Annotated in this window: 19 protein-coding genes and 5 pseudogenes; 12 read left to right on the top strand and 12 right to left on the bottom strand. The window is 69.8% G+C overall.

Annotation, left to right across the window (positions count from 1 at the left end):
• Positions 1 to 298 precede the first annotated feature (298 nt).
• Positions 299 to 4306, bottom strand: coding sequence for a Pls/PosA family non-ribosomal peptide synthetase (locus tag M878_RS51300; RefSeq protein ID WP_078630150.1), 4008 nt, complete (start codon positions 4304 to 4306; stop codon positions 299 to 301).
• Between the two features lie 1004 nt (positions 4307 to 5310).
• On the opposite strand from M878_RS51300, the pseudogene M878_RS97220 reads away from it, so the two are divergent.
• Positions 5311 to 5562, top strand: a pseudogene (locus tag M878_RS97220) (STAS domain-containing protein); the annotation flags it as partial.
• A gap of 48 nt (positions 5563 to 5610) precedes the next feature.
• Here M878_RS97220 and M878_RS51310 read toward each other — a convergent pair.
• From M878_RS51310 to M878_RS93305, 8 genes and pseudogenes are all read right to left on the bottom strand, one after another.
• On the bottom strand, positions 5611 to 6387 hold the full coding sequence (locus M878_RS51310; protein ID WP_023544205.1) for a DUF1345 domain-containing protein: 777 nt from the start codon (positions 6385 to 6387) through the stop codon (positions 5611 to 5613).
• A 125-nt stretch (positions 6388 to 6512) separates the two neighbouring features.
• Positions 6513 to 7178 (bottom strand): glycosyl hydrolase family 28 protein, encoded by a 666-nt coding sequence (locus tag M878_RS51315; RefSeq protein ID WP_023544206.1) that lies wholly within the window; start codon positions 7176 to 7178, stop codon positions 6513 to 6515.
• 5 nt (positions 7179 to 7183) lie between these two features.
• Positions 7184 to 7585: pseudogene (locus M878_RS000000101290) on the bottom strand (pectinesterase family protein); the annotation flags it as partial.
• Between the two features lie 39 nt (positions 7586 to 7624).
• A complete protein-coding gene (locus tag M878_RS000000101295) occupies positions 7625 to 7921 on the bottom strand; it encodes a pectinesterase (protein ID WP_158692612.1) in 297 nt (98 codons plus the stop codon).
• A 183-nt stretch (positions 7922 to 8104) separates the two neighbouring features.
• Positions 8105 to 8416, bottom strand: coding sequence for a hypothetical protein (locus M878_RS51325; RefSeq protein WP_031223588.1), 312 nt, complete (start codon positions 8414 to 8416; stop codon positions 8105 to 8107).
• 422 nt (positions 8417 to 8838) lie between these two features.
• A complete protein-coding gene (locus tag M878_RS99280; RefSeq protein ID WP_245237992.1) occupies positions 8839 to 9102 on the bottom strand; it encodes a hypothetical protein in 264 nt (87 codons plus the stop codon).
• Positions 9103 to 9271: 169 nt separating this feature from the next.
• Positions 9272 to 9520 carry a hypothetical protein gene (locus M878_RS99285; protein WP_023544210.1) on the bottom strand — a complete coding sequence of 83 codons (249 nt, stop codon included), beginning with the start codon at positions 9518 to 9520 and terminating at the stop codon, positions 9272 to 9274.
• Positions 9521 to 9673: 153 nt separating this feature from the next.
• Positions 9674 to 10146, bottom strand: a pseudogene (locus M878_RS93305) (ATP-binding protein); the annotation flags it as partial.
• Here M878_RS93305 and M878_RS98190 point away from each other — a divergent pair.
• The 3 genes and pseudogenes from M878_RS98190 to M878_RS93315 form a co-directional block, all read left to right on the top strand.
• A complete protein-coding gene (locus tag M878_RS98190; RefSeq protein ID WP_245237994.1) occupies positions 10100 to 10453 on the top strand; it encodes a PEP/pyruvate-binding domain-containing protein in 354 nt (117 codons plus the stop codon). The pseudogene M878_RS93305 and the gene M878_RS98190 sit on opposite strands and share 47 nt — an antisense overlap.
• A gap of 157 nt (positions 10454 to 10610) precedes the next feature.
• Complete coding sequence (locus M878_RS98745) at positions 10611 to 10754, top strand: PEP-utilizing enzyme (RefSeq protein WP_245238353.1); 144 nt, start codon at positions 10611 to 10613, stop codon at positions 10752 to 10754.
• A gap of 278 nt (positions 10755 to 11032) precedes the next feature.
• A pseudogene (locus M878_RS93315) lies at positions 11033 to 11230 on the top strand (transporter); the annotation flags it as partial.
• Here the strand turns inward: M878_RS93315 and M878_RS92005 are convergent.
• Positions 11214 to 12668 (bottom strand): peptidoglycan-binding protein, encoded by a 1455-nt coding sequence (locus M878_RS92005; protein ID WP_023544214.1) that lies wholly within the window; start codon positions 12666 to 12668, stop codon positions 11214 to 11216. The pseudogene M878_RS93315 and the gene M878_RS92005 sit on opposite strands and share 17 nt — an antisense overlap.
• Before the next feature lie 504 nt (positions 12669 to 13172).
• On the opposite strand from M878_RS92005, the gene M878_RS51350 reads away from it, so the two are divergent.
• The 6 genes from M878_RS51350 to M878_RS51375 all read left to right on the top strand — a co-directional run bounded on the left by M878_RS51350 (position 13173) and on the right by M878_RS51375 (position 21647).
• On the top strand, positions 13173 to 13841 hold the full coding sequence (locus M878_RS51350; protein WP_023544216.1) for an HAD family hydrolase: 669 nt from the start codon (positions 13173 to 13175) through the stop codon (positions 13839 to 13841).
• 845 nt (positions 13842 to 14686) lie between these two features.
• Complete coding sequence (locus M878_RS51355) at positions 14687 to 17470, top strand: SpoIIE family protein phosphatase (protein WP_209445481.1); 2784 nt, start codon at positions 14687 to 14689, stop codon at positions 17468 to 17470.
• A gap of 153 nt (positions 17471 to 17623) precedes the next feature.
• The gene (locus M878_RS51360; RefSeq protein WP_023544218.1) at positions 17624 to 18772 is read left to right on the top strand and encodes an ABC transporter substrate-binding protein; all 1149 of its coding nucleotides are present in this window, start codon (positions 17624 to 17626) and stop codon (positions 18770 to 18772) included.
• A 315-nt stretch (positions 18773 to 19087) separates the two neighbouring features.
• Positions 19088 to 19408 (top strand): hypothetical protein, encoded by a 321-nt coding sequence (locus tag M878_RS51365; protein ID WP_023544219.1) that lies wholly within the window; start codon positions 19088 to 19090, stop codon positions 19406 to 19408.
• A 22-nt stretch (positions 19409 to 19430) separates the two neighbouring features.
• Positions 19431 to 20447, top strand: a complete 1017-nt coding sequence (locus M878_RS51370; RefSeq protein ID WP_023544220.1) for a polyprenyl synthetase family protein — start codon at positions 19431 to 19433, stop codon at positions 20445 to 20447.
• Between the two features lie 21 nt (positions 20448 to 20468).
• Positions 20469 to 21647: an oxygenase MpaB family protein gene (locus M878_RS51375; RefSeq protein ID WP_023544221.1), complete on the top strand. Its 1179-nt coding sequence runs from the start codon at positions 20469 to 20471 to the stop codon at positions 21645 to 21647.
• Between the two features lie 195 nt (positions 21648 to 21842).
• On the opposite strand, the gene M878_RS99290 is transcribed toward M878_RS51375, so the two are convergent.
• Positions 21843 to 21980: a hypothetical protein gene (locus M878_RS99290; protein WP_245237996.1), complete on the bottom strand. Its 138-nt coding sequence runs from the start codon at positions 21978 to 21980 to the stop codon at positions 21843 to 21845.
• Positions 21981 to 22155: 175 nt separating this feature from the next.
• Between M878_RS99290 and M878_RS99295 the strand changes: the two genes are divergently transcribed.
• A complete protein-coding gene (locus tag M878_RS99295; RefSeq protein WP_245237997.1) occupies positions 22156 to 22323 on the top strand; it encodes a hypothetical protein in 168 nt (55 codons plus the stop codon).
• A 337-nt stretch (positions 22324 to 22660) separates the two neighbouring features.
• Here M878_RS99295 and M878_RS000000101665 read toward each other — a convergent pair.
• Positions 22661 to 22783, bottom strand: a pseudogene (locus M878_RS000000101665) (hypothetical protein); the annotation flags it as partial.
• 702 nt (positions 22784 to 23485) lie between these two features.
• On the opposite strand from M878_RS000000101665, the gene M878_RS51390 reads away from it, so the two are divergent.
• On the top strand, positions 23486 to 24922 hold the full coding sequence (locus M878_RS51390; protein WP_023544227.1) for a M14 family zinc carboxypeptidase: 1437 nt from the start codon (positions 23486 to 23488) through the stop codon (positions 24920 to 24922).
• Positions 24923 to 25071 lie beyond the last annotated feature (149 nt).

A 25071-nucleotide genomic window follows, 5' to 3' on the forward strand; every position in this document is an offset into this window, starting at 1 on the left:
CCAGACAGTGCCCACCGCCGCGGACGAAGTCGCGGATCGTCCGGCGCTGTGGGGCAGGGACGCGGCAGGCGGAGTCGAGGGTGCCGCCGGGCTGGGCGTACAGCACGGCCTGGGACAGCGGTTCGGCCGAGAGCGGGGGCGCCTCGCGGGGTCCGGTGTAGCGGACGTCCAGGTTCCAGGGGCCGGAGGCGAGGAGGTCCCGCGACTGCCTCGGGGCAGCCGGGCAGGGCGGCCGGCCCGCGGTGGACGAGGGCCGGCGGACGGTGCTCCGGGGCCGTACGGGGCATGGGCCGGTGCCCTACGGTCGGTTCCGGCATGTGAAAGTCGCGCGCCCTTCGGCCGGCAGGCCCTGCCAGTCCGTGCCCGAGGGCAGGTGTTCGCCCTTCATGACCAGGGACAGCGCGCCGAGCCGAACCCCGCTGCCGACCACGGCGTCGTACAGCACCACCGTGCGCGGGCCGATGCTCGCGCCGGGGCCCACGGTCACCCTCGACATCTTCATCACCCGGTCCTCGAAGAGGTGTGTCTGAAGGGAGACGTGCAGTCCGATCGCGGCGTCGTCCCCGACCTCCACCAGGTCGAACTCCGTCAGGTAGGTGGTGCCGATCCAGGTGCGCCGGCCGATGCGGGCGCCGAACAGGCGCAGTACGGGCGGCAGGAACGGGGTCCCCACCAGGGCGCCGACGCCCGCGGGAACCGCAGCCGTCTCGAACAGACCCGTGACGAACTCGGTCCGGCGGACGAACAGGCTCCACAGGGGTTCGACACGCGGCCGGTACCGGCTGGCGACCACCCATTTGGCCAGCGCACAGCACCCGACCACAGCCGCCATCGCCCCCATGGCGAGTGACGGGGACACCAGCGTCGTGACTACGGTCCCGGTGTGGGGTGCGAGGCGGCTCAGGGCCAGCAGGTACCCGAAGCCGCCGGCGGCGAGCAGTGTCGCGGGCAGGGTGGCGCGGAAGAACTCGATGGCCAGGCGGCCCAGTACGGCCCTGCGGGTCGGCCGGAACGTCAGCTTCTCGGGGTAGCGTCCGCTGTCCTGGCGCACCGGCAGCCGTAGCGCGGGCGAGCCCAGCCAGGTACTGCCGTCGGGAAGGCTGCCGGAGGGCGGCACGCTGCCGACGCCCACCAGACAGCCCGGGCCGAGCCGGGAACCGGCGGGTACGAGTGCCGCGTTGCCGACGAAGGCGCGTCGGCCTACCTCGGTGGGTGCGAACGCCATACGGCCGGCGGCGAAAGCGGCGACGCCGACGCCGGCCATGTCGGCGACGAAGCTGCCGTCGCGGAGGGTGAGCAGGTCGGGGTCGATATGCGCCACGGTGGACACTTCAACGCCGCGCCCGACCCGCGCGCCGAGCAGTCGCAGCCAGGGGACGGTGTAGAGGGTGGCGTACAGCGAGTTCGTCAGGGCCAGGCTCTCCTCCAGCAGCTTGTCCGCGACCCACTTGCGCACGCCGAGCGCCGACCGTACGGGGTGGACACCCACCGGCGTCCTGGGCAGCACCGCCCGCCTGCCCACAGCGACGATCAGGCACACCGTGGCCACGAAGACGGGGCCGAACAGCGCGGCCACGGCGGGCTCGCCGTGCCGCCACCCCCACCAGCACAGGGCGACGCCCGGCGCGGCCGCGCCGACGGGCACCGCTTCCAGCAGGAACAGGCCGAGCAGGGTGGCGGCCAGGTGCCGTGCCCGCTGGCGGTCCGTCGGGCGCGGGGCGCTCAGCAGCGACTCGACGAGCGGCGAGAGTGCCTCGACGGGGCGGGCGGGTGATCCGGCGCGGCGGCCTCCTGCAGGGATCGGCTCGCCCGGGCCGGCCAGGGACTGCTCGCCGAGCGCGGCACCGGGCCCCAGCTCGGCGCCGGGTTCACAGACGGCGCCCGCGCCGACGTACGCCCGTGCCCCGATGGTGATCGGAGCGACCGTGACCCATCCGTCGGCGACCTGCCAGGGGCGCAGGGTGGCTCCGTAGCCGATCGCCGCGTCACCGCCGATGCGCAGCAGCCTGGGCAGTCCGATCAGGCTCGTGACGATGGTGGTGCCAGGGCCGACCCGCGCCCCGAGGAGTCGCAGGTAAGGGCCCATCAGCGCGGATCCGCTGAGCACCCGCAGCGGGCTCATGCCGAGCAGCAGCACGTCGAGCGTCCACAGGCGCACGTAAGTGGCCCCCCACAACGGGTACCGGCCGGGCCGGATCCCGGCGGCCAGAGGCCGGGCGAGCAGGACAGGGGCGAGCCAGCGTACGGCCAGGTAGCCGGCCAGCACCGCGAGCGCCGGTCCGACGGCGCCCGTGCCCTGCAGCCGTCCGTGACGAGCCGCGCACCAGAAGGCCAGCGGCGCCGTGAACAGCAGCAGGAGGGAGTAGAGCGCCGCCGCGTGGACCAGTCCCGCCCATGCGATCTTCGCGCGGCTGTGCCTCAGCGGCGCCACGCGAGGGCACTGCCCGGCGGCCTCGTCGCCGGAATTGCCCCGCTGTTCGTACAGGCACGCCGTGAAGGTCCGCACGGTGGGGTTCTCGTACAGGTCGCGCAGCGTCGGGCCGGTGTCACCGCCCTGTTCCCGAAGCAGGGACACGGCGTGGGCTGCGAGCAGGGAGTGCCCGCCGAGGTCGGTGAAGAAGTCGGCCTCGGCCGGCACCTCCTCGGGCGGGAGACCGAGCGCGCGGGCCCACGCGTCGCGCACACGCGCCTGCCGCGCGTCGCGGAGCGGAGCCACGTGATCGGATGCCGCGAGGCGGCGGCCCGACGGCCGGGGCAGCCGCGCCCGGTCGGTCTTGCCACTCGGCGAGAGCGGCAGCCGGTCCAGGAAGTCCAGCGTCGCCGGGACCATGTAGGCGGGCAGGGCACGCCGCAGGCGGTCGCGCAGCCTGGCGGCGAGAGCCGGAGCGTCGACGCCGCCGTCCGCCGCCCGCACGACGTATCCGGCCAGGACCTGCTGTTCGGCACCCTCGCGCGGGACGAGCGCCGCGGCCGCCTGTGCGACGCCCGGATCCTCCATGAGCACGCTCTCGATCTCTTCGAGCGACACCCGGTAGCCGCGGATCTTCACCTCCGCGTCGGCGCGCCCGAGGTACTCGATCTCCCCCTGTGCGGTCATCCTGCCGAGGTCACCGGTGCGGTACAGGCGCCCGCCGCCAGGCGCCAGGGCATGGCGGATGAAGCGGTCGGCGGTCAGGTCCGGGCGACCGACGTAGCCCCGGGCAAGCCCTGGCCCGCCGAGGCAGATCTCCCCGACGGCCCCCTGCGGCACCGGCTCGTGCCGCTCGTCGAGGAGGACGGCCGTGTACGTCGGCAGGGGCCGGCCGATGGTCACCGGCCGGCTCGGGCGCAGTTCCTGAACCGTGGCCGTGACGGTCGCCTCGGTCGGCCCGTAGGTGTTGACGATGCGCCGCCCCGGCCTGCTCCAGCGTTCGACCAGCGCGGCGGGGCACGCCTCGCCGCCGACGAAGATGCTGCGCAGGCGCGGGAGGTCCCGGGGGATGGTCGCCAGCAGGGTGGGCACGCAGTACAGGACGGTCACCTGGTGCCGGTCCAGGAAGTCGGCGAGTTCCCCGCCCAGCCGTCCCGTGCCCGTGGGGCCCGCGACGAGTGTGGCGCCGGCTGCCCAGGTGGGCCAGATCTCCTCGATCGAGAAGTCGAAGGAGATGGTCATGCCCTGGTACACACGGTCCGAGGACCGGATGTCGTAGACCGGGGAGACGACGCGCACGAAGTTGCGGATGCTCGACCTGGCTATCTCCACGCCCTTCGGCCTGCCGCTGGATCCCGAGGTGTACATCACATAGGCCAGCGGGTCCGCCGTGCTGCTCGTTCCTTCGGATGGCCGCGTGGCGGGTGGCAATGCTGGATCCTCCCAACCGCATCCCATCTCGACGACCGCGCACGCCCCGTGCGGCACCGCACGCCTCGCGTCGGCCGCACGGGCGGACGTGGTCAGCACAGCCTTGGCACCGGCGTCCCGGAGGATGTGAGCCACCCGGTCGGCAGGCGCTTCCGGATCGACCGGCACGAACGCCGCACCCGCCTTGCACACGCCGAGCAGGCCCGCGTACATCTCCACAGACCTAGGCAGCAGCAGCGCGGCGCCGCTGCCCGGGCCGATGCCAAGACGGCGCAGCCGGTGGGCGACCCGGTTGGCCCGGGCGTCCAGTTCGGCGTAGGTCAGACGCCGGGCTCCGCATTCGAGAGCCACGGCGTGCGGGGTGCGGTCGCATGAATCCTCGAAGAACCGGTTGAGGCCGTCCACTGCGGTGGCCGTACAGCCCTGCGCCGGGACGTCAGGCGGCGCGGCAGTGTGGGAAGTCATGGCATTGCCCCTGGATCGTGGTCCGGGAGTGGTGCGATCGAGCCCAGGCGCGCTAACTCCAGGCACTTCTTCAGCCTGGAAGGCACGAGCTGAGAGGACGCTGAGAGGACGCCTTGGGCCTTCCGTCAAACGCCGTGCAGATCGGGCTGCCCATGAACCCGGGGAAGATTGTCCACTGCCTCGGGCGCGCTTGTGCTGCCGGGGAGTCGATCCGCACAGCAGAGGTGCCAGACCCCGTGTCTACCGCGTGATCCGTCCGTTCTGGATCCGACCCCCGACATCCTGATCACCCGGCGACGGCGGCTCCGGTAGCGATCTTCCCATGCGCGAAGAGCCGAAGAGCCGGAGTACCGAGTTGCCCGGACCGTCGCCCTTATCGCAGCGCAATGCAGACGATCGAGGGGCACTCCGGGAGAAAGCACGGACCGACAGTCAGCCCACCACGCTCGCCCGAACCGCCCCTGAACAGTGAGAACGTCGAAATGTGTCTGGAGTACCAACCGACGCTCGACTGCATGCCCGCATCCGAGCGTCCATGGTCGCAGCCGGCCCGCCGAGCGGGATCACGGACTCCTGAGATCACCGCTTCGTCGGCCTGTCTGCCCGGATCACGCGTGATGCGCACACGCCGACGACACCAGCGGCCCGCCCGGGACTGTACCCCGGCTGGGGACTTCACCTCTTGAGCCTTTCGGGACCTCTTGAGCCTTTCGGGAAGCGAGACTCACTTCATGTCCGACACCACGATCAGCGACCAGCTGACGGGGCCGGGTACTGCAACTGCTCGCGGCTGAGAACCGCGCCGGAGCCCGTTTCCCACTGCCGTTGATCTGGAGCCCCGATGCCGGAATCCCCCACCTCCGAGCCGCACAACGTCCGCGGCCTTCGAGAAACCGCCCGCCACCGCGTGCTGCGGCTCCTGCATCGACGCACACCCCGCGTGACCCACAACCCGGGTCACGCCGACGTCCGACTCGCTGGAGAGATGACACCGAAGAAACGCCGGCCGTGTCGCCGACGAGCTCCGCTATGCCCTCCGCCCGACTTCCCGCACTCTGGAGATCGACCTCCAGCGGGTCACGTTCCTTGGCAGCGACGGCGGCAGGGCGTTCCTGCCCGTGCTGCGCGCCGCGCGGCAACAAGGCACCGAGGTGATCGTCACTCACGCTGACGCTCAGGCACGCAGCACGTTCGACCGATTGGGCCTGACCCACCTGCTCGACATCGGCGAACGGGCCCTGCCGGACGGCGAGTGACGCCGGACGAGCGCCCGACGGGACGTTCCGCGGCTCATTCTGCCGGGGTCACTGCAGGACTCCGACCGCGCGCGCGACGATCAGCGCCAGGGTCAGCAGCGAGATCGTGGACTGCGTGGACATCAGCAGCTTCGCCCAGCGGGACAGCGGCATGGTGTCGGTGGGGCTGAAGGCCGTGGCGTTGGTGAGGGCGACGTAGAGGTAGTCCATGTACTGCGGCTCCCAGTCCTCGGGCGCGATGCCCTCCTGCTGCATCTGGGGGAAGAGGAAGTCCGGGTGCTGGTGCGTGCCCAGGGCTCGGGCCGCCGGGCCGCCCCGGTCCCACTCCCAGTACCAGAGACTGAAGGCGATGACGTTGGTCAGCCAGATGCCGCCGCCGGCCGTCAGCAGGGCCACAGCGTTGGAGCCCTCGGCGCCGTGCAACAGGTCCCGTACGAGTATGACGGCAGACCAGCCGTTGGCGAGGCTGACCGCGGCGGCCAGCAGCAGGCCCAGTGCGCGCAGCCGACGGGAGCGGTACTCGATCCGCCGGTGCGGATGAGCCACCCACAGCGCCGCCATCATGACCAGCTCCAGGGCGGGCAGCAGCCAGTGCGGGTGGATGCTGAGCCGTGCAGGCAGCGCCCACTGCACCGAGACGGCGACCAGCAGCGCCGCCATCACGGCCCAGCGTTGCTCGCCTCGGGTGCGCCGCTGCCACGCGGGACGCTCGGACTCGGTCGACTGATCGGCCGGAGCGAGCAGGCCCTCGATCCGTTCCAGACGGACATGCAGCAGCTCGGTCCAGTGCTCGGGGCCGGGGTGCGGGGTGTCATGGGTGGTCATGGGCCCCATTCTCGACAGAAGCTTGCCACATTGCGCAACCATGCGAGTGAGATGTGGCCGAGCCCAGAGGTCAAGGCGATGTGTCGTCTACAGCGGAGGGTAGGCCGGGAAGGTGCAGGATTGACTTAGCTGACGTCGGAGACCCTGCCGCCGCTCTTGGTGGAGCCCTTGATGCGGATGCCGTTGCTGCCTACGACGCCGGAACTGTCGGTGCCGGCCACGGTGTTGTTCTCCACCAGCACGTTGGCCACTCCCCCGGCGGTCTCGCTGCCGATGGAAATGCCGTGGGTGCCGCAGAAGTGGTTGCCCGCGATGGTGACGTTGCGGACCGCGCTGCCGCCCTTGACGGCGATGCCGTAGTCGCCGTCCTGGATCCAGGAGTCCTCGATGGTGACGTCGGTCGCACCGCCGGGGTCGATGCCGTCGGTGTTGCGGGCGTCGGCTGGCGTCTTGATCCGCAGGCCCCAGACGGTGAAGCCGTTGGCGTTCTGGTAAGCGACTTGGAAATTCGGTGAGTTGAGCAGATCGATGTCGCAGAGGGTGCAGTCATCCGCGTTCCTGACGGTGATCAGCCGCGGGTTCTGTTGGTTCTCGTTCACCTTCTGGGCCTGACTGGCCAGCGCCCACCAGGTGGTGGAGGGGCCCAGGATGTCCTGGTCGCCGCGACCGCCGATCCTGCCCTGGCTGCCGCTGCCGGAGCGCACGCCCTCGATCCCGGCATGGGCGCCGGAGACGGAGATCAGCGGTGTGCAGCCGCCCTCGGCTGAGGACAGGGTGCCGCAGGTGGGCATGCCCTTCACCTGGTACGAGACGGGATTGCGGGAGCCGTAGGGAGTGACGCCGCTGTCGATGACGAGTGTCTCGCCCTGGTGAACAGGCCCCCTGCGGCGCCGTTGTCCCGGGCGTCGACAGTGTCGTGGTCGAATACGGCGTCGGCGTTGCCGAAGATGAAGTCCGTGCCGCCGGTGATCTGGTCACCTCGGAAGTACTGGTGGGTCAATGCGCCGGCCTTGGACGCCCGGGCCAGCAGGGTGTCCTGGTGACCGAGGAAGCGGTCATTCTCGTAGACCTGCCGGTCGCCCTCCGCGTTCACGGCGACGACCTGGCCGGCGGTCCCGGGATGTCCCTTCTTGTCGAAGGAGTTGGCGACGGTGACGTTCTTGACCGTGAGGTCCCTGGCGGCGAAGGTCGCCATGGCGCTCCCAGTGGTGTCCGGTCGGCCTGCGCCTGCATTCTTCTATCCGGCCGCGTTGTCGCAGGTGATGACGACGTCCGCCGGGTTGCCGGTGGCGCCCACGATGGTTAGCCCGCTCTTGGCGGCGGGCACGGTGACGACCTCGTGGTAGACACCCTTGGCGACGGGGATGGTGTCTCCGGGCGAGGCGGCGTCGATCGCCGCCTGGACCGTCCAGTAGGGGGCGCTGCCGTCCGTGGCGACGGTCAGCGTGCGGGCGGAGTGTGTGGAACTGGCCTGCGCGAAAAGCGGAATGCAGTCCGCTCCGGAGTAGAGGGCACCATCAATGAGTTCGCCCACGGACACGGCATGCGCCGCTGCCGCTACGCAGCGCGGCGGCACCTTCTTCGAACCACACCCCACCACCCAAACCGTCTGAACCACTGCGGAACAGCCACCCTGTCCCGTGACGAAAGAGATAGGGCACCCCCGGGTCCGGGCCCCGGCGTCGGGCGTGTGGCTCGGCGCCGGGGCCCGTGTGAGCTACTTGCCGAGGATGATGGTGTTGTTGCACCCGAGGCTTGAGCCGACGTTGGTGGTCTGCGAGCCTGGTGAGCCCTTGCCGTTGGACCGATTACCCTCCCGGCCGTTCTCGAACCCGGACTCGCCCTGTACGTCGCCGTTCTCTTCGGCCGTCGTGCATGAGGTGCTCTGGCTGATCAATGTCGTGTTGTTCTCTCGACCGTGGTGCCCGCGGCCGTGCCCGTGCCCGTGGGCGTAGGCGGTGCCGGCGCCGAGGAAGCCGACGGTGCCGAGGAGGATGGCCATGACAGCGGTCTTGCGAGTCTTACGCATGTCTTCTCCGAGCGTTGAAGCGGACGCCTACGCGATCCGCCACGTCATAAGTTGCCGAGAGGTTAATGCGCAAATGCCCGATATCCGCTCGTCGGCACGCCGGATCGTCTGATCAACGAGCACGGGCGTCGGCCCGGCGACCCGCCCAAGATCCCTGTGCGGTCAAGGCATCATGAGGCCGAACGCGGGCGTAGGCGCTCCGCGCAGAACCACCCGTGTGGCCGCGCCGCGAGCGCGAGGCGGCGTGGGCCATTCGGCGCTGAACCAGGGACACTGCCCAAACTCCAGGCGACGTCGGCGAGTTCGCCTCACGACGGCGCAGCTCGACGACGTCTCGCACCCCCGGGCGTTGTGAGGTGGACCCGGAGGGCAGTTCGATCTGGACCCACCGGGGCGGAGGTTGTGCTGCTTCCTCGGGTCGATCAGGCGGTTGACGCCTTTTCCGCAGGTGCGAGCTGAGTGTGTCGATGGTGTTGTGCCCGGCGGACAGCGGGTGGTGCTGCCAGGCCCGCCAGCGCGAACATGGCTCCTGCGACATGCCATCCGGGTCGGCCCAGGTGATGCAGAGCGCGATGAGCGAAGGCGATCGCATTGCCGGTGACCATGAGCTGATAGGCGGTGAGCGTGCCCACTTGAACGCCCCAGCCTGCCAGCACGGCGCCGAGGGAGATGCCGACGTTGGTCACTGCACGGAGGCAGGCCCGGAGCTCCTGCGACCTGTTTCCACCGCAGTGCCTGATGAGCGGGCTGCGAGCGGATATTCCGGCTGCCTTCGCTGCGGCGGCCACGCAGACGGCGAGGACGGATGCCAGAAGCCGTCCGCCAGGACGAAGCCGACCGTGGCCAGCGCGTGGATCACCAGGGTGGTCGCGTAGACGCCGCGTGCTCCGTGCCGATCCGCCAGATGACCGACCGCGCCCCCAGAGCCAACGCGACCAGGTCGGCGATGCCGATCCCGAGCCCCACCTGGTTGGCCGGAAGGTGGACTGCCCCGGTGAAATACAGCACGCCAGCGGTGAGATGGAGGCCACTGCCGACGGTGTAGATGAAGCTCGAAGCCGCAAGGACGCGCTGCGGCTTGGTGTCCGGCATCATCCGGGGCATGACGGGGCTCCACATCCTCGGCAGGCGGTAACGACCCGTCCAGCTTTTTTGCATATGATCTTGCAACCGCAACGAGACGGCATTAGTCGGGCGGCGTGCTCCGGCCTCTGGGCACCGTGCAGGGCGGCCATTTCCTCCCGTTGGCCTTGTTTGCCTGGCGCGGGCAAGGCGGTAGGACTCGGTGCCGGTCTCGATGAGGGTGGCGTTGACGGTGAGCCGGTGGACGATCGCCGCGCAGAGCCGCGGATCGATGAAGGTCTCGGAGCAGCCATCTATCTGTCTGGGGACCGGAGTCGCCGATCAGACACAGCGGACAGCCCTTGGCGATCCAGTCGCAGGTGGCGAGGTTGTGGATGACAGCTGGGTCGACGTTGGGGTTGGCGTTGTGGTCGAAGTCGCGCAGGGATTTCTCGCGGGGGAAGTGGGCGGTCCGGATGCGGCGTTCGGCCCGGCGGCGGTCGCGGTCCTCCCACTCAGCCATCAGCAGCTCGGCAAGGAAGCCCGCGTAGGAGAGCCCACTCGCGTTCGGCGCCGGCGATGGTGTCGGCGGCCTGGGCGCGCATGGTGGGCAGTCGGAGCATGGGGCGGGCGGTGTCGGACGCCTGGAAGTTGCCCGGCAGCACCATCACCCATCGAAAACTCGGCACGAAGAAGACGCGAATCGAGCGCGATCACACCCGGGTTGTCATCCGTGAGGTGGAACCTGCCGACCGGGAACGCTTCTGCCTCACCGACGACGAAGTGATCCGGCTCGCGGACATCGGCCGGAAGACAGCCGATCTGCTGGGCGGGCCGCAGGACATCGAGTGGGCGATCACCGGCTCCCAGATCTGGATCCTCCTGGCCCGGCCGGTGACCAGCGCCCTCCCCGCCGGGCCACCGGTTGCTGCGGACATCACCGAGGGAGCGAAGGCCGCGCGGGTACGCCCGTAAGTCCCGGCTCCGCCGCCGGATCGGCCCGCCTGGTGTGCGGCCCCGGTGATTTCGCACGCGTGCGGCAGCGGCGACGTACTCGTGTGCCGGACCACGGACCCGGAGTGGGACCCCGCTGTTCGGTGTCGTCGCCGCGGTCGTCACCGAGACCGGCGGACTGCTCTCCGACGTCGCGATCGTGGCACGGGAGCGGGGCATCCCGGCCGTCCTGGCCATTCCGGACGCGACGACGGTCCGACCCGAACGTGCGATGGTCGAGGTGGACGGGAGCACCGGCCGGGTCGCGCTCCTCGGTATCTGACGACCTCGTGCACGGTCGGCCGTGGCTCGGTACCCAGGTGGCTCGTTGAGCTGTGTACGATGGGGGATGGGGCGCGTGAGTTGATCGTGGCAGAGTACCCGGTCACCGGCTTGTCGCCGGATGTGATCGCTGAACTCATCGCGGAATTGGGGCCGTTGTGGCAGGACCAGCATCAGGCGGCTCGGCTCACGGCTCGGCCGCGACGGCGGGCCGCAGGAGCCAGTGTTGAGCACAAGCTCGTCTTCGTTGGCCGATTGCCGGGCAGCGCCCTGACGGATTTGGCCGAGGCGGTAGACGAGGTGCTGCTCGGTCTCGGTCACGCGGTCACCCGTGCCCAGCGCATGCAGTACGCGGCATACCAGCGACTGCGGAACTTCGCCCGCGTCTGCCCGCCGCAGCAGACCAAGCTCCTCGTCTACCTCAGGGCCGACCCGAAGGCGGGCGACCTGGTTCCCGGCTTCACCCGGGATGTGACGTGAGTCGGTCATGCTGGAGCAGCGGTATGTTGATGTGCGCGAGCGCGGACTGGAGCAGGTGCGGGGTGAATCTGCGCTCCGGGGGGCACCGCTCGGCGGGCGGGACCGTCGTGCGCAGCGAGTGCCAGGTTTTCACCCCCACAACGCCGTCGGGTGGCAAACCTTCCTTGTCCTGCAGGGAGATGACGGCCCGTTGGGTGTTCGTGCCGTACCAGCCGTCGACACCCGCGGTGCCGAGTTCGTACCCGAGGCGTTGGAGCAGGCATTGCGCCTCGGCGACCTCCGTCCCGTGCGAGTTGGCCGTCAGCACGGCGTTCTGTGTGTCGCTGATGCCTGCGTACCAGAGTCCGTCGTGCTGACGGAAGCGGCACCTGTACGGCGGCACGTATGTGACGTGGATGGTGGTCCAGCCGGTATACCGGCCGGTGGCTTCATCCCTCACCCGCACCCGGTAGTTCCCCCGCTGGTCCGTGCTGGAACAGGGCCAGGCCAGCTTCAGCGACCCGTCGCCGTTGACCGTCCCCGTGGTGGACACGTTCTGGGGCTTGCTGCCGTCCGGCGCGATGATCTCGTCTGTGTACCGGCCACCCGGAGTGAAGCCGCTGGACTGGTTGACCAGCGTCTGATCGGTTCGCGTACATGTACCGGCAATCTCCAAGTGCAGCGGCTCGGGCCTCGCCATCCACCAGGTGGTCGCCGCCGCGGTGGCGAGGACCACGCTGGAACCGATCAGGACCTTGCGATTCCTCCACACCGGGGCCACGAACGGCAGCGGAGGACGCAGCCCAGCCCTGTCGAGCGCGGCCAGGCCGGCCTCGTCGTCGGCCTGCTCCGCCCACCGGTCGGCGCGGCTGATCGTGAGGCTCCCCAGTCCCTCCGGCCTGTGATGCGCGGTGATCAGGCCGATGATCCGGCCGTACGCCCACACCGCCGCGCCGGACATGCCCTCCCACGGGGAGTAGCGCGGATCCGGATCCCGCTCGGGTTCCTGAACCCGGAATTCCAGGACGCCTTCCCTGCGCCCTGTGAGAGGCGCGATCTCACCGCGCGCGTGGAAGGAGTCGCGATACACGCCCGCCGCGTCCTGACGTCTCTTGAACAGTGGGAAGCCCAGTGCACTGCACTTCAGGCCCACGTCCCGATCCCTCACCGCTCCGAACGCGGCGGCCCTCGTCCGCCCGAGAACCTTCGGAGGTGCGCTCAGGGCCAGGACCGCGACGTCGATCGTTTCGTCGGACCAGGCAGCCTCGGCCTCTCCGTCCCACAGGACGGTTCCGCCCTTCTCGGAGCGGACGCGGATCTGCTGCGCCCCGGCCACCACGTGGGCCGCGGTGAGGATGGTGTCCGCGCGCACCAGGTATCCCGATCCGCGCAGACTGCTCCCATCGTGACGGACGACGATGATTTCGGCGGCCCGTTCCGCCTGCAGGCCCCTCACCGGCCGTTCCGGCGTAATGCGCCGGTCATGCCACTGTTGGCTGACATCGCGTTCCCCTCACAAGATGCAGGTGCTTTCAGCTGTTTACTCCTGCGCGGGCGGACCGTCCCGCGCGGCGCGGTGCGGTGCGGACTCACCGTTCGCCGGACAGTGCCTCGCCGGAGATCAACGGCGTCTCGCCAGGCCGGCCGGAACGTCCCGGAACCGGGCCTTGCCACCGGACTTGGCCTCCGTGTCCACCGCGACGCTCAGCTCGAGCTCCACCGTTCCGGCTCGAACCGCAACTCCGCAAGCTCAATTCGCATCTCCGGACCTCCCCCTCGCTCGGAAGGCACATTATGGGCCTTGAACTTGGGGGCTTGTTGTGGCTCCGCGTATTTCCTGGTGATTTCGGGCCAGGAGCCACGGACAAACGACCACCCGTACAACCGTGCTGTCAGCGGGCAGGCGAGCCCTGGTCGCGTACTGAAAATCCAGACCAGGGCGTCCTGACATGATCACGGCATGGCCAGTGACCTTGTGGAGCCCGGCCCCAGGAAGTCCGTCCTCTTCGATGTCGACGGAACGTTGATCGACGCGGTGGACAACCAGCGCCGGGTCTGGGCGGCGTGGGCGGGGCGATACGGACTGAATGCGGATGAGGTCTATCGGGTGGCGCTGCGGACGCGGCCGCTGGAGACCTTCGCGAAGGTGGCTCCGGACCAGGATCCGAGGAAGTGCCTGGATGCGCTGCACGAACTGGAGGACGACGACGTCCGGTCCGGCGATTATGCGGCCTTCGACGGCGCGTCGGAGTTGCTGGGCAATCTGCCGTCGGGGGCATGGGTGCTCGTGACGTCCAACTACGAGCACCGGGTGCGCGGGCGATTTACTCGGACGAGCCTGCCGCTCCCTCGCGTGATTGTGGACGCGGCCGCGGTGGAGGAAGGAAAGCCGTCGCCCGTGCCCTATCTGCTGGCCGCCGAGCAGCTCGGTGTCCGGCCCGAGAACTGCTTGGTCATTGAGGACGCCCCGTCCGGAGTTGAAGCAGGGCTGCGAGCCGGCATGGCGGTGTGGGGAGTCAACACCGCGGGTCCGGTGGCCGGCGTGCACCGCCACTTCGCGAGCCTGCGCGAAGCAGCCCCCAGCATCCTCGCCTTCGCCCGGCTGGAGGGATCAGCCGGAGAGGGATGATCATGGAGTGGCTGGCGTGACCACGACTTCGGAGTCGTCCTGGACAGTCCCTAGCGGCGTCCGGAAAGTGGGCTCCTCAGACGAAGAGGCGTATCGGTTGATATCCGCGTGTCCGCGTCCAAGGTGGCGGTCATGGGGTGGTGGCGCGGGGCGGGGCGGTGCTGCTGGTGGGAGACGCTCCACATGAAGTAGGCCAGGCAGCCGGACCGGGCCAGGGTGCAGTAGATCGCGAACGGGATGAGGGTGCGGTTCCGAAGTACTCCCCCAGGCTGCGGGCCGCGAGGTAGGCGGCGATGCCGCCGGCCGGCAGCGGACCGCGCAGGCCGTTGCGTATCCCGGCTCCCGGGCGTCTCCGAGGCGAGGCAGTGGCGGACGCCGCATGCGCCGATATCCGTGGGCTCCGTGCCGTAACCGCCCGGCCCCCGCGGGAGTGCCCCGGCATCTCGACGACGCCGTCGGCATCACGCTCGACGCGCTCGTCGGCCTGCACTGGCCGGGTCCCTCGCTCCGGCCGCCCCCGCCTGGCGCTATGAGCCGAACCGGCCTCCGCGTCCGGTCCGGTCCGGTCGCGCACGCTCTGATGTTCCGCCGCACGAACAGGGAAGCCGCCTTCAACGGTCGGCCGACCGCCGGTGCTGGTGCCGGATGACGTCGCACAGTGGGCTCGAACCGGACCTCAAGGGCCGCGCGTGACCGCGGGCACCCGGCAGGGCCGATGCGCTCGTCGCCGCCCCTGAGCGGGCCAGTCCGTCCCATTCGCTTCGTGGTCGGTCAGGTCGAAACGATAGAAAGGGTATATGAGCGGAGTTTCAGGTCAGTCCGGGCAGGATGTGCCTGATGCGTCCATGAGGACTCATCGGCCCGGCCGGCCACGTCAGGCGGGACGGGCGTGGCGGTCGGGTTCGCTGCTGAGCGTGCACAGCCTCGCGGGTCAGGTCTTCCTGCTCCAGCTGGCGGTTGTGATGCTGCTCGTCGCCGCCGCCCTGGTGGTGCTCGTTGTGCAGGCTCAACGCGACGTGATGGCGGACGCCCGCCACCGGACGCTCACCGTGGCGCAGGCGTTCGCGAACTCCCCGGGGATCGTGGCGGCACTGAACAGTGCGAACCCGACGGCGGCGCTGCAGCGGCACGCCGAGGCGGCCCGGAAGGACACAGGCGTCGACGCCGTCATCGTCTACGGACTGAACGGGATCACCCTTGCCCACAGCGACCCTCGTCAGGTCGGGAAGCGCGTCATCGGGCCCTACGCGGCGGCGGCGACCGGCCAGCCGTTCACAAGTACGTTCAAGGGCTCACTGGGGCTCTCCGTGACCTCGGCGGTGCCCGTCAGGGGTCCCGACGGTTCGGTCATCGCCATCGTCTCCGTGCCCGTCACCGTCGAAAGGGTGCAGCACAGGGTGAACCGGCAGCTGCCCCTCCTCCTCTGCGGCGCCGCCACGGCCCTGGGCATCGCGGCAGGCGGGTCGGCCCTGGTGAGCCGACGGTTGCAGCGGCAGACCCACGGCCTGGGCCCGACCGAGATGACCCGGATGTACGAGCACCACGACGCGGTGCTGCACGCAGTGCGGGAAGGAGTGCTGATCGTCGGCGGTGACGGCCGGTTGCTGCTGGCCAACGACGAGGCACGACGGCTTCTGGACCTTCCGGCGGACGCGGAGCGGCGGCACATCACCGATCTGGGGCTGGACGAGGACCTCGCCGGGCTGGTGGCCTCCGACCGCCCCGCCACCGACCAGGTGTGCCTGGCGGCCGACCGGCTGCTAGCGGTCAGCAAGCGCCTCACCGCACCTCACGGACCGGTCGGCAGCGTGGTCACGCTCCGGGACACCACCGAGCTGCGGGCCCTCTCCGGCCGGGCGGAGGTGGCGCGCGAACGGTTGCAGTCGCTCTACGACGCCGGACTGCGGATCGGCACCACGCTCGATGTGACGCGCACGGCCGAGGAACTGGCCGAGGTGGCGGTGACCCGGTTCGCCGACGTCGTCACGGTCGATCTGCTGGACCCGGTCCTGCGCGGCGAGGAGGCCTCCGGTGCGCCCGCCGGGATCACCGAGCTGCGCCGCAGCGCCATCGCCGGTCTCGACGCGGACCATTCCCTCCACCCCGTCTGCGAGCTGATCCGGCTCGTCCCGGCCCACCCCGTCTCCACCGCGATGGCCGAGGGCCGCCCGGTCCTGGTCGGGGAACTGAGCGCCTCCGACGCCTGGCGGTCCCAGCAGCCCGAAGGTGCCCGGCGGATCCTCGACCACGGCATCCACTCCATGCTCGTGGCGCCCCTCCGCGCCCGCGGCGTGGTGCTGGGTGTGGTGGGCTTCTGGCGCGCGAGAGGCTCCCCGTCGTTCGAGGACGAGGACGTGTCCTTCGCCGAGGAGCTGGCCGCCCGGGCAGCGGTGTGCATCGACAACGCCCGCCGCTACACCCGCGAACATGCCATGGCCGTCACCCTGCAGCACAGCCTGCTGCCCCGCGCGCTGCCCGAGCAGTCCGCCCTCGAGGTCGCCTACCGCTATCTGCCGGCCCAGGCCGGGGTGGGCGGGGACTGGTTCGACGTCATCCCGCTGTCCGGCACCCGGGTGGCGCTGGTCGTGGGCGATGTCGTCGGCCACGGTCTGCACGCCGCGGCGACGATGGGGCGGCTGCGCACCGCCGTGCACAACTTCGCCGGCCTGGACATGCCCGTGGAGGAGCTCCTGGGCCGGCTGGACGAGCTGGTGGCGCAGATCGACGCCGAGGAGGTCACCGCAGCGGAGCACTGGCAGGGGGCGATCACCGGGGCGACCTGCCAGTACGCCGTCTACGACCCCACCTCCGGGCGACTGGCCATCGCCACCGCCGGCCACCCGGGGCCGGCGGTGGTCCGGCCCGACGGGACCGTCGACTTCCCTCAGCTGCCCGTCTCCCCGCCACTGGGGCTGGGAGCCGGCCTGCCTGTCGAGACCACCGAGCTCACCGTGCCCGAGGATTCCCGACTGGTGCTGTACACCGACGGGCTGATCGAGGACCGTATCAAGGACCTGGACGCCGGCCTGGAGGCCCTGCGCGACGCTCTGGCAGGGCCCGGTCGCACGCCGGAGGCCACCTGCGCGGCGGTGGTGGAGGCCATGCTGTCCGACCGGCCCCGGGATGACATCGCGCTGCTGGTGGCCCGCACGCGCCGGCTCGGACCGGATCAGGTCGCGGAGTGGGAGGTGCCCCGTGACCCGGCGGCGGTGGCTCCCGTGCGCACCGCCTGCGCCCGTCGGCTGGCGGAGTGGGGGCTGGAGCAGGTCGCCTTCAGCGCCGAACTCATCCTCAGCGAGCTGATCACCAACGCCATCCGCTACGGCGCCGAGCCCATCGCCGTGCGGCTGCTCCGCACGGAGCCGATCGGCAGCCCCGATGCGGGCTCTCTGATCTTCGAGGTCGCCGACGGCAGCAGCACCTCGCCGCGGCTGCGCCGGGCGAAGGTCACCGACGAAGGCGGCCGGGGACTCTTCCTGGTCGCCCGCTTCGCCGAACGCTGGGGCACCCGCTACACGACCACCGGCAAGGTCATCTGGGCCGAACAGACCCTGCACCACGACGCCGCGCCGGAGGCGGAAGGGCTCGGCGAAGCCCTGCTCGACCAATGGGACGACACCGCGCTGTGAGGTACGAGAACGCCGAGTGCCGGGGCAGAGACGGTGATCGCGGGCCTCCCAAGCGGCATTCCGTCATCGAGACGGCCGGGTACCCTGGCCTCGATGACCACTTCGTCGGCGCCATGGAGCCGCGGAAGCCCGGAGGCACGTCCGGGAGCGACCGTGACTACACCGTGTGCCCGAGCGGCGGCGGTCTTCGGCTGCTTCGTTCTCGTGGCACTGGGCCTGAGCGCTTGCGAGAACACACCGACCGCCGGCCTCGTGAAGCCGTCGGTGGCCACGTCCGCCGAGAGCGTGGGCGGCATGCGCGCACTGATCGCCGCGGCGAAACACGAGGGCACGCTCAGAGCGATCGCGCTGCCGCGTGACTGGGCCAACTACGGCGGCCTGATCAACGGCTTCGAGAAGAAGTACGGGATCAAGGTCACCGTCGAGGATCCGCTGGGCCACAGCGAGGACGAGATCGACGCCCTGCGCAAGGACGGGAACCGGTCGACAGCGCCCGACGTGATCGACGTGGGCGATACGTTCGCACGGAAAGCAGCGGCACAGAGTCTCCTCGCGCCGTACAAGGTAGCCGCGTACGATTCGATCCCCGGTAATCAGAAGGACTCGAAGGCCCGCTGGTCCAACAACTACGGGGGCTACATCTCCATCGGCTGCGACGCCAACCGGGTCAAACCCTGTCCGCAGACCTTCGCTGATCTGCTGAAGCCCGGTTACAAGGGCAAGGTCGCACTCGAAGGTGACCCGCCCCGGTCGGCCACCGCCTTCGCCAGTGTCTATGCGGCCGCGCTGGCGAACAACGGGTCGTTCGACGACATCCAGCCCGGTCTCGACTTCTTCGCCGAACTCAAGAATCGCGGCAACTTCAACCCTCTCAATTCCAACTCGGCGACGGTCGCGAGCGGCCGGACCCCCATCAGCATCAACTGGGACTACATCAACCTCCACTACGCCGACCAGCTCCGCGAGAAGGGCGTGAACTGGCAGGTCGCGATCCCGTTCGACGGCAGCTTCGCCCAGTATTTCGCGCTGGCGATCAACAGGAACGCCCCGCACCCGGCGGCCGCCCGCCTGTGGCAGGAGTACCTCTTCAGCCCGGAGGGCCAGAACCTCCGCCTGCGCGCCTACGCCCGCCCGGTGCTCATGGACGTCATGAGGCAGGACGGCACCCTCGACAAGGCCGCCGCCGCACGACTGCCGACGGTTGAGGGAACGCCGCAGTTCCCGACAGACGCGCAACTGGAGAAGGCGCAGGACACGGTCACCCGGGGCTGGACGAAGGCCGTCTCCGGCCGGCCGGGATGATCCCCGTCGCCCATCCGCATGTACCTGGTCGTAGTTGTTGTCGGTGCAGGAGTCGACCGCGACAGCGAGACGCCGCTGTCAGTGGTGCCGGTCAGCCGGAGTGAGGACGGCTCGCATCTCGATCTGCCTACTGCTGGAGTGGATCCGACGCCGCCGGAGCCTGCCTGAGTCTGTACGGCAGGGTCTCGTTGGAACTCCTGCGGACCACCTTCCGGCATGAAAGTGATCGCCCGTCATCCGTGCCTTCCCGCCGCGAAGATCGTTACGACCGATGAAATCCTTATCGGCTCACGTCACGCGGCAGGAGACCTACACGTGCCCGACCCCACCCAGAGCCCCGCTACCGCTCCCCCGGCCTCCGGATCACCCTCCAGCCCGCTCACGGCACTCAGCCAGGTGGGCCTGCTCGCCCTCGGCCTCGTTGATCTGGCCTTCGACCAGCTGCGCCAGCTCACGGACCGCGGCCGGCAGACAGCGCACCACTCGGACCTGCCTCACCTCCTCACGGACGGCATGAGAGAACTGCACGCCCGCGGCGAACTGGCGGCGCGCCGCATGACGCAGGACTCCGACAACTACCTGGAGCTGATGGCGCGCAAGGTCGTAGCGCAGCGGGGCGCGGCCGGCGATGGGTGAGTCCGAGCAGTTGAAGCGACGCGTGGACGACCATCTCCTGCGCCTGGTGGAGCGGGAGTCGGCCCAGCTCCTCAAGGTCTCCACCGAACTGTCCCCGCTGTGCGACCAGTTACGCGGCTCCCTGGAGCAGGGCAAGCGGCTGCGCGCCGCGTTCCTCTACTGGGGGTGGCGGGCCGCGGGGCAGCCGGACTGCGATGGCATCATCGGCGCCGCGGCGGCCATGGAACTGGTGCACGCGGCGGCATGCACACACGATGACATCATCGACGACAGCCGTGTACGCCACGGCATGCCCACGGCCCACGCCGCCTTCGCCGACCGGACCGCGGGCTTGGGACAGGGGCGAGACAGGCCGGTGGCTCTGGCGATGATGCTGGGCGACCTCCTCATGGGCTACGCGGGCCAGGTCTTCGCCACATGCGGACTGCCCGGAGCGTTCATCGCGCGCACGGTGCCCTTGTGGTCGGCTCTGCTGCGCGAGACCGTGGCGGGCCAGTTCCTGGAGGTGCTGCGCACGGGCGACGCGGTGCCGCAGGTCGCGGAATCACTTGAGGTGGCCCGGTACAAGACGGCCAAGTACACGGTCGAACGCCCTCTGCACCTGGGCGCGACGCTCGGCGGCGGCTCGGAGCGGCTCCTCACGGCCTTCACCGCGTTCGGACTCCCGCTTGGCGAGGCGTTCCAGCTCAGGGACGACATGCTGGGCACCTTCGGCGACCCGGCACTCACCGGCAAGCCCAACCTCGACGACCTGCGAGACGGCAAACCCACCGCGCTCATGGCCCTCACCGCCTCCTTGGTCTCCGAGGACGACCGGCGGACCTTGACCAAGACGGTCGGCCGCCCCGGCTTCGACGAGGGCGACGCGGCGCACGTACGCAGTCTCATGGAGTCCAGCGGCGCCCGCCGGAAGGTCGAAGACATGATCACCGAGCGGCTGGCGCTGGCGCATCGGGCGCTGGACAGCGTCCCCCTGCCCCATGCCACGTACACGGCGCTGCGCGACCTGGCGACCTCATCTGCCAACCGCCCCCTCTGACCACGAAGCGAGCACCCCACCATGACCACCTCCACCACTCCTCGCTACACCGAAGCGACACTCGACGCCCTCCGCCACCAGGGCGACCCGCTGGCGGACGACACCGTGGCCGCCATGTTCGAGAAGGGAGAAGTAAAGGACTTCAACACCCTGATGCGCTTCTTCAGCACCGCGGGAACCCGCCTTCCCGAAGGGCTCCCGGCCTCCGCCGCCTCGTTCCTCCAGACCACCGGCATGCCTCCCTCCTGGGTGGACTGGGACCTGATGGAGCGCGCCAGGCTGTTCTTCATGGACAACGCCGCGCACATCAACACCGGCCTGTCCTTCGCCGCGATGCCGACCACGTACGCCATCCCCCGCGTGGCCCGGCTGCTGGCCTCGACCCACTCGATGGACTATCCCTCGCGCCGCATGGCGGACACCGGCCAGTTCGTCACCTACCTCATGCAGACCAACGCCTTCGAGGAGGGCAGCAAGTTCATCCCAGCCGCCCAGAAAGTCCGGTTGCTGCACGCTGCGATCCGCTACCACCTGACCCGCTCCGACCACTGGGACGCGGCCCAGGACGGTGTGCCACTGTGCCAGGAAGACATGATCGGCGGTCAGATCTTCTTCTCCATCCTCGTCCTGGACGCCATGCACCGTCTGGGCATCCACATGAGTGAGGAGAGCGCGGAAGCGTACTACTACGCCTGGAGGGTCGTCGGCACGATCCTGGGCTGCGACATGGAGGCGGCTCCCCGCAACCTCGCGGAGGCACGCGAGTACGCCGACCTCTACTTGCTACGCAACCTCGGCCCGTCGGAGGACGGTGTACGCCTCAACCAGCAGCTGGTGAAGATGTACGAGGACGTGGTCCCCGGCACCCTGTTCGACCCGATCGTCGCCGCCACCATCCGCTTCCTGGTCGGCGACACCATCGGTGACTGGCTCCAGCTCGCCCGTACCCCCTGGGACACGGTCGCCAAGGCGATCCCGCACGTCCTGAACGCCCTGGAGACCATCGAGGACAGCAGCCCGCTGGGCGAATGGGCGCTCGACAGGGCGGGCAGCCTCCTGACCACCTTCGAACTGGCCTCCCTCACCCGCGGCCGGGTCATGCAGTACGCGATCCCGGAAGAGCTGAAGTCGGAGTACGGCGTCCGCTCCCAGCGCTCCCGCACCCACCGCTGGACACCCCCGGCGTCGACCATGGTCTGACGGTCCAGGCACATCGGGCGAGGCCGGCCGCGCCGTTCCCCCCTGACACGGTGGGGCAGGCACCAGTCCCGCTCCTTCGCGCTGCCGCCCGGTCTGCGGTGGATCTGTCGATCAGGGTGAGGACGTCGTGGCCGGGCGTGCCGAGAGACTGGCGTACCTGGTCCTGCGGGCCGTGGACATAGCGAACGTCCCGCGTCATGGGATGTTGTAGGCGTACTCGGCGATTCGGTGGTCGCAGATGCCGGGAAGGTTGCGGGTCAGATGCAGGGAGAGCAGTTGGCGGGAGCGACGTCGGACGCCGTTCTCGCCGTCGAACAGCGAAGTTTCGGCCACCGCTTCGTGGTAGCGCTGGGCGGCGTGTCCGGGGATGTCCAGGGTGGAGACAGGTGCTTGGACAGGAAGTGTGCGCTGACGGTGCACAGGGCCGGGCTCAGGTGCGGTGCCACGGTGGCGGCTTGGTGGGCGTCGGTGGCGGCCTCAAGGGCTACATCGTAGGCAGGTGATGCCGGTGGCCGGTCCGGAGGCCAGCTCTGCGGTGCCCAGTTCGTACGGCACCGTGGTGCGGGACTCGGCGGCCATCGGCTGGTCCAGTGCGTCCCGCAGACAGGCGGCCGCCACCTCGGGGGCGCCCTGGCCCTGGGCCTACCAGGCCGCCTCCCGCAGCACGTCCCCGTGACAGGGCTGAACGGAAAATCAACGCTCAGCCATGCAGGCGGCAGCATCCGGATGCCGGAAGTGGGGGCGAGGGTGACCTGTTGGGCGAGATGTTCAAACTGCCGGACGAGTTCGCGGGTCTTGCGTTGCGGGTTGAGATGTCGCTGGTTCCAGTCCGGGCCGAGTTCCTGGTGACGGGCCCGGGCCTGCGGGTCGTTGATCAGGCGCCAGACGAGAAGGATCGAGCGCGCGACAGCGACCAGGGTCTTGGCATGGCCTCGCCGCTTGACCAGACGTCGGTAGCGGGCGCTGAGGAAGGTGTCGGTCCAGGCGGCGGCGTTCGCCTCCTCGTCGAGGGCTCCCTTGAGCCAGGGGTTGCCCTTGCCGGCCAGGCCGGTGGTGCTCTTGGCTCCCGGCCGGACAGTGCGCGAGCACAGTTTCGCCCGGGAGGCGAGGTGGTCCGGGGTGGGGAATACGCCCATGTCGGGGCCGAGTTCGGCCAGGATGGCGCGGGCTGAGGCCGGGTCGACTCCGGGGATCTCGTCCGGCCTGGCCAGCAGGTCGGCCCAGGGTAGGTTCACTCATCCGGCGTGCAGCTTCGACTGCGTGGAGCCGTACTGATCTCAGGCGGGGGCGGCTCACGGGCGCCAGCGGTCACTCTCATGCCAAAAGCGCGGCCGAAAAGGCGTCTTGCAGACACGGGCTGCGCATCGCGATACTCGCCAAAGTCTCACGTTTTGGCATGGCCACGCCACTGCGACGCGCGTCGGCATGCCCCCACCCCTCCGGTCCCAGCCTGCGGAGCAGGCGGGACATCCCCCGCAGGAGGTCAGACGTGACGCATCGTCACATATCCGCCGCCCGCTCCGCTCTCACCGGCAGGAGCCCGGCGGCACACTCGCCGCCCCGTACCCGGGCACTGCACGCTGCTCCGGGCCAAGTTGGCCCCGCCTCGCCCTGATGACACCGACGCGCGCGTCCAACTCCCCCGCAGCAGCGGCACCCTCTCCCACGCCGACGCGACGCTCGGGTCTGCCTCAGGCCGGGTGGACTTCATCCCGCGAATGACGGCCGCGCTGGGTGCGGATCACGCCGCCGTCCACCGTTCCGTAGCGCGTCCGCACGGCGGCGGTCATGTGAACACGCCTCTCTCCGGAACATCCGTCCCACGAAAGGCCACCTTTATGGCATACAAACGTCTGGCGGGCCTGACCGCCGGTGCCGTCGTCGTCGCCGCGGCCCTGCTGCCGCAGGCGGCGCAGGCCCGGACCGGCGCAGACGCCACTAGAGGTCACGCCGCGACCGTCCGTAGCGCCGACGGCGGCAGGCAGCGGACTGTCGTCATCTACCGCGTGCCCACGCACCACCCGCTGCGTGACGCGGAACGGCTCGCCGATGCCGGATACGACCTGCTGGAACGGCGCCAGGGCGACAGTCTGTTCGTCTCCGGTGACGCGGCGACCGCGGCGGGGCTGCAGAGGCTCGGCTTCACCCCGGCGATCACGACCACGCTGACCGAGACGGTCCCCTCCCGCGCCACCGTGCCGCACGCCTCCGGTCCGGGCGACACCTACGACGGCGGATACCACACGGTCACCGCCCAGTACGCGCACATGGACCAGATCGCCTCCCAGCACGCCGACCTGGCAAAGGAGGTGACGTACGGTCAGTCCTGGCTGAAGCAGCACGGACAAGGCGGCCGCGACCTGAAGGCGATCTGCATCACCAAACTCCAGACGAACGACTGCGCGCTCAACCCGAACTCCGCCAAGCCCAGGTTCTTCCTGATGAGCCAGATCCACGCCCGTGAGCTGACCACCGGCGAGACGTCCTGGCGCTGGATCGATGCGTTGACCAGCGGCTACGGCAAGGACTCGGCAATCACCAAGCTGATGGACACCACCGAGATGTGGGTGGTGCCCGACGCCAACCCAGACGGCGTCGACATGGTCGCGGCGGGGGGCGACAACCCCGTCCTGCAGCGCAAGAACGCCGACAACTCGCACGGCTCCCGGTGTGGCACGAGCGCCTACAGCCAGATAGGCGTCGATCTCAACCGCAACGCCGGCACCCACTGGGACACGTCGGGAACCTCCAGCGCACCATGCGACCAGACCTACGGCGGACCGGCGGGCAACTCCGAGGCGGAGAACACCGCACTGGAGAACCTCTTCCGCCAGCTGTTCCCCGCGGTGCGGACCGGCACCGGCGACACCGATCCCGCGCCGTCCACCGCCAAGGGCATGATGATCACCCTGCACAGCGACGCCAGCATGGTGCTCTTCCCCTGGGAGTACAACGCCTCCGTGCACACCGGGAACGACGCCGCGCTGCGTGCTCTCGCAGCTCACATGGCCTCGCTCACCGGCTACCAGTACGGCCAGGCCGGTGAGATCCTCTACAACGCCTCCGGCGGCACCGACGACTGGACGTACGACAAGCTCGGCCTCGCCAGTTTCACCATCGAGATCGGCGACAGCGACGGCGCCGGCTGTGACGGCTTCACGCCGCCGTACTCCTGCCAGGACAGCTACTTCTGGCCGAAGATCGAGCCCGCCCTTCTCTACGCAGCCCAGCAGGCCGCCGCTCCCTACCGCACCACATCCGCCGCCGGGCAATGACTCACACCGGTCAAAAGGCCAGGTACACGGCACCCAACTCGCCGCACAGCCAGCCTCATCACCTGCCGCCCCCTACCCGCCCGCAACGGCACCCGCCGACCCTTCACCCACCTGATCGCCGATCTCGACATGCCCCGGCACACCCGGCA

It is taken from the genome of Streptomyces roseochromogenus subsp. oscitans DS 12.976 (assembly GCF_000497445.1).
Classification (GTDB): Bacteria; Actinomycetota; Actinomycetes; order Streptomycetales; family Streptomycetaceae; genus Streptomyces; species Streptomyces oscitans.

What these genes read in the sequence shown, in the direction of transcription:
- M878_RS51300 (WP_078630150.1), bottom strand. Translation starts at nt 4,306, where the DNA reads ATGACTTCCCACACTGCCGCGCCGCCTGACGTCCCGGCGCAGGGCTGT.
- M878_RS51310 (WP_023544205.1), bottom strand. Translation starts at nt 6,387, where the DNA reads ATGACCACCCATGACACCCCGCACCCCGGCCCCGAGCACTGGACCGAG.
- M878_RS51315 (WP_023544206.1), bottom strand. Translation starts at nt 7,178, where the DNA reads ATGCCCACCTGCGGCACCCTGTCCTCAGCCGAGGGCGGCTGCACACCG.
- M878_RS51325 (WP_031223588.1), bottom strand. Translation starts at nt 8,416, where the DNA reads ATGCGTAAGACTCGCAAGACCGCTGTCATGGCCATCCTCCTCGGCACC.
- M878_RS99285 (WP_023544210.1), bottom strand. Translation starts at nt 9,520, where the DNA reads ATGCCCCGGATGATGCCGGACACCAAGCCGCAGCGCGTCCTTGCGGCT.
- M878_RS98190 (WP_245237994.1), top strand. Translation starts at nt 10,100, where the DNA reads ATGGGGCGGGCGGTGTCGGACGCCTGGAAGTTGCCCGGCAGCACCATC.
- M878_RS51350 (WP_023544216.1), top strand. Translation starts at nt 13,173, where the DNA reads ATGGCCAGTGACCTTGTGGAGCCCGGCCCCAGGAAGTCCGTCCTCTTC.
- M878_RS51355 (WP_209445481.1), top strand. Translation starts at nt 14,687, where the DNA reads ATGAGGACTCATCGGCCCGGCCGGCCACGTCAGGCGGGACGGGCGTGG.
- M878_RS51375 (WP_023544221.1), top strand. Translation starts at nt 20,469, where the DNA reads ATGACCACCTCCACCACTCCTCGCTACACCGAAGCGACACTCGACGCC.
- M878_RS51390 (WP_023544227.1), top strand. Translation starts at nt 23,486, where the DNA reads ATGGCATACAAACGTCTGGCGGGCCTGACCGCCGGTGCCGTCGTCGTC.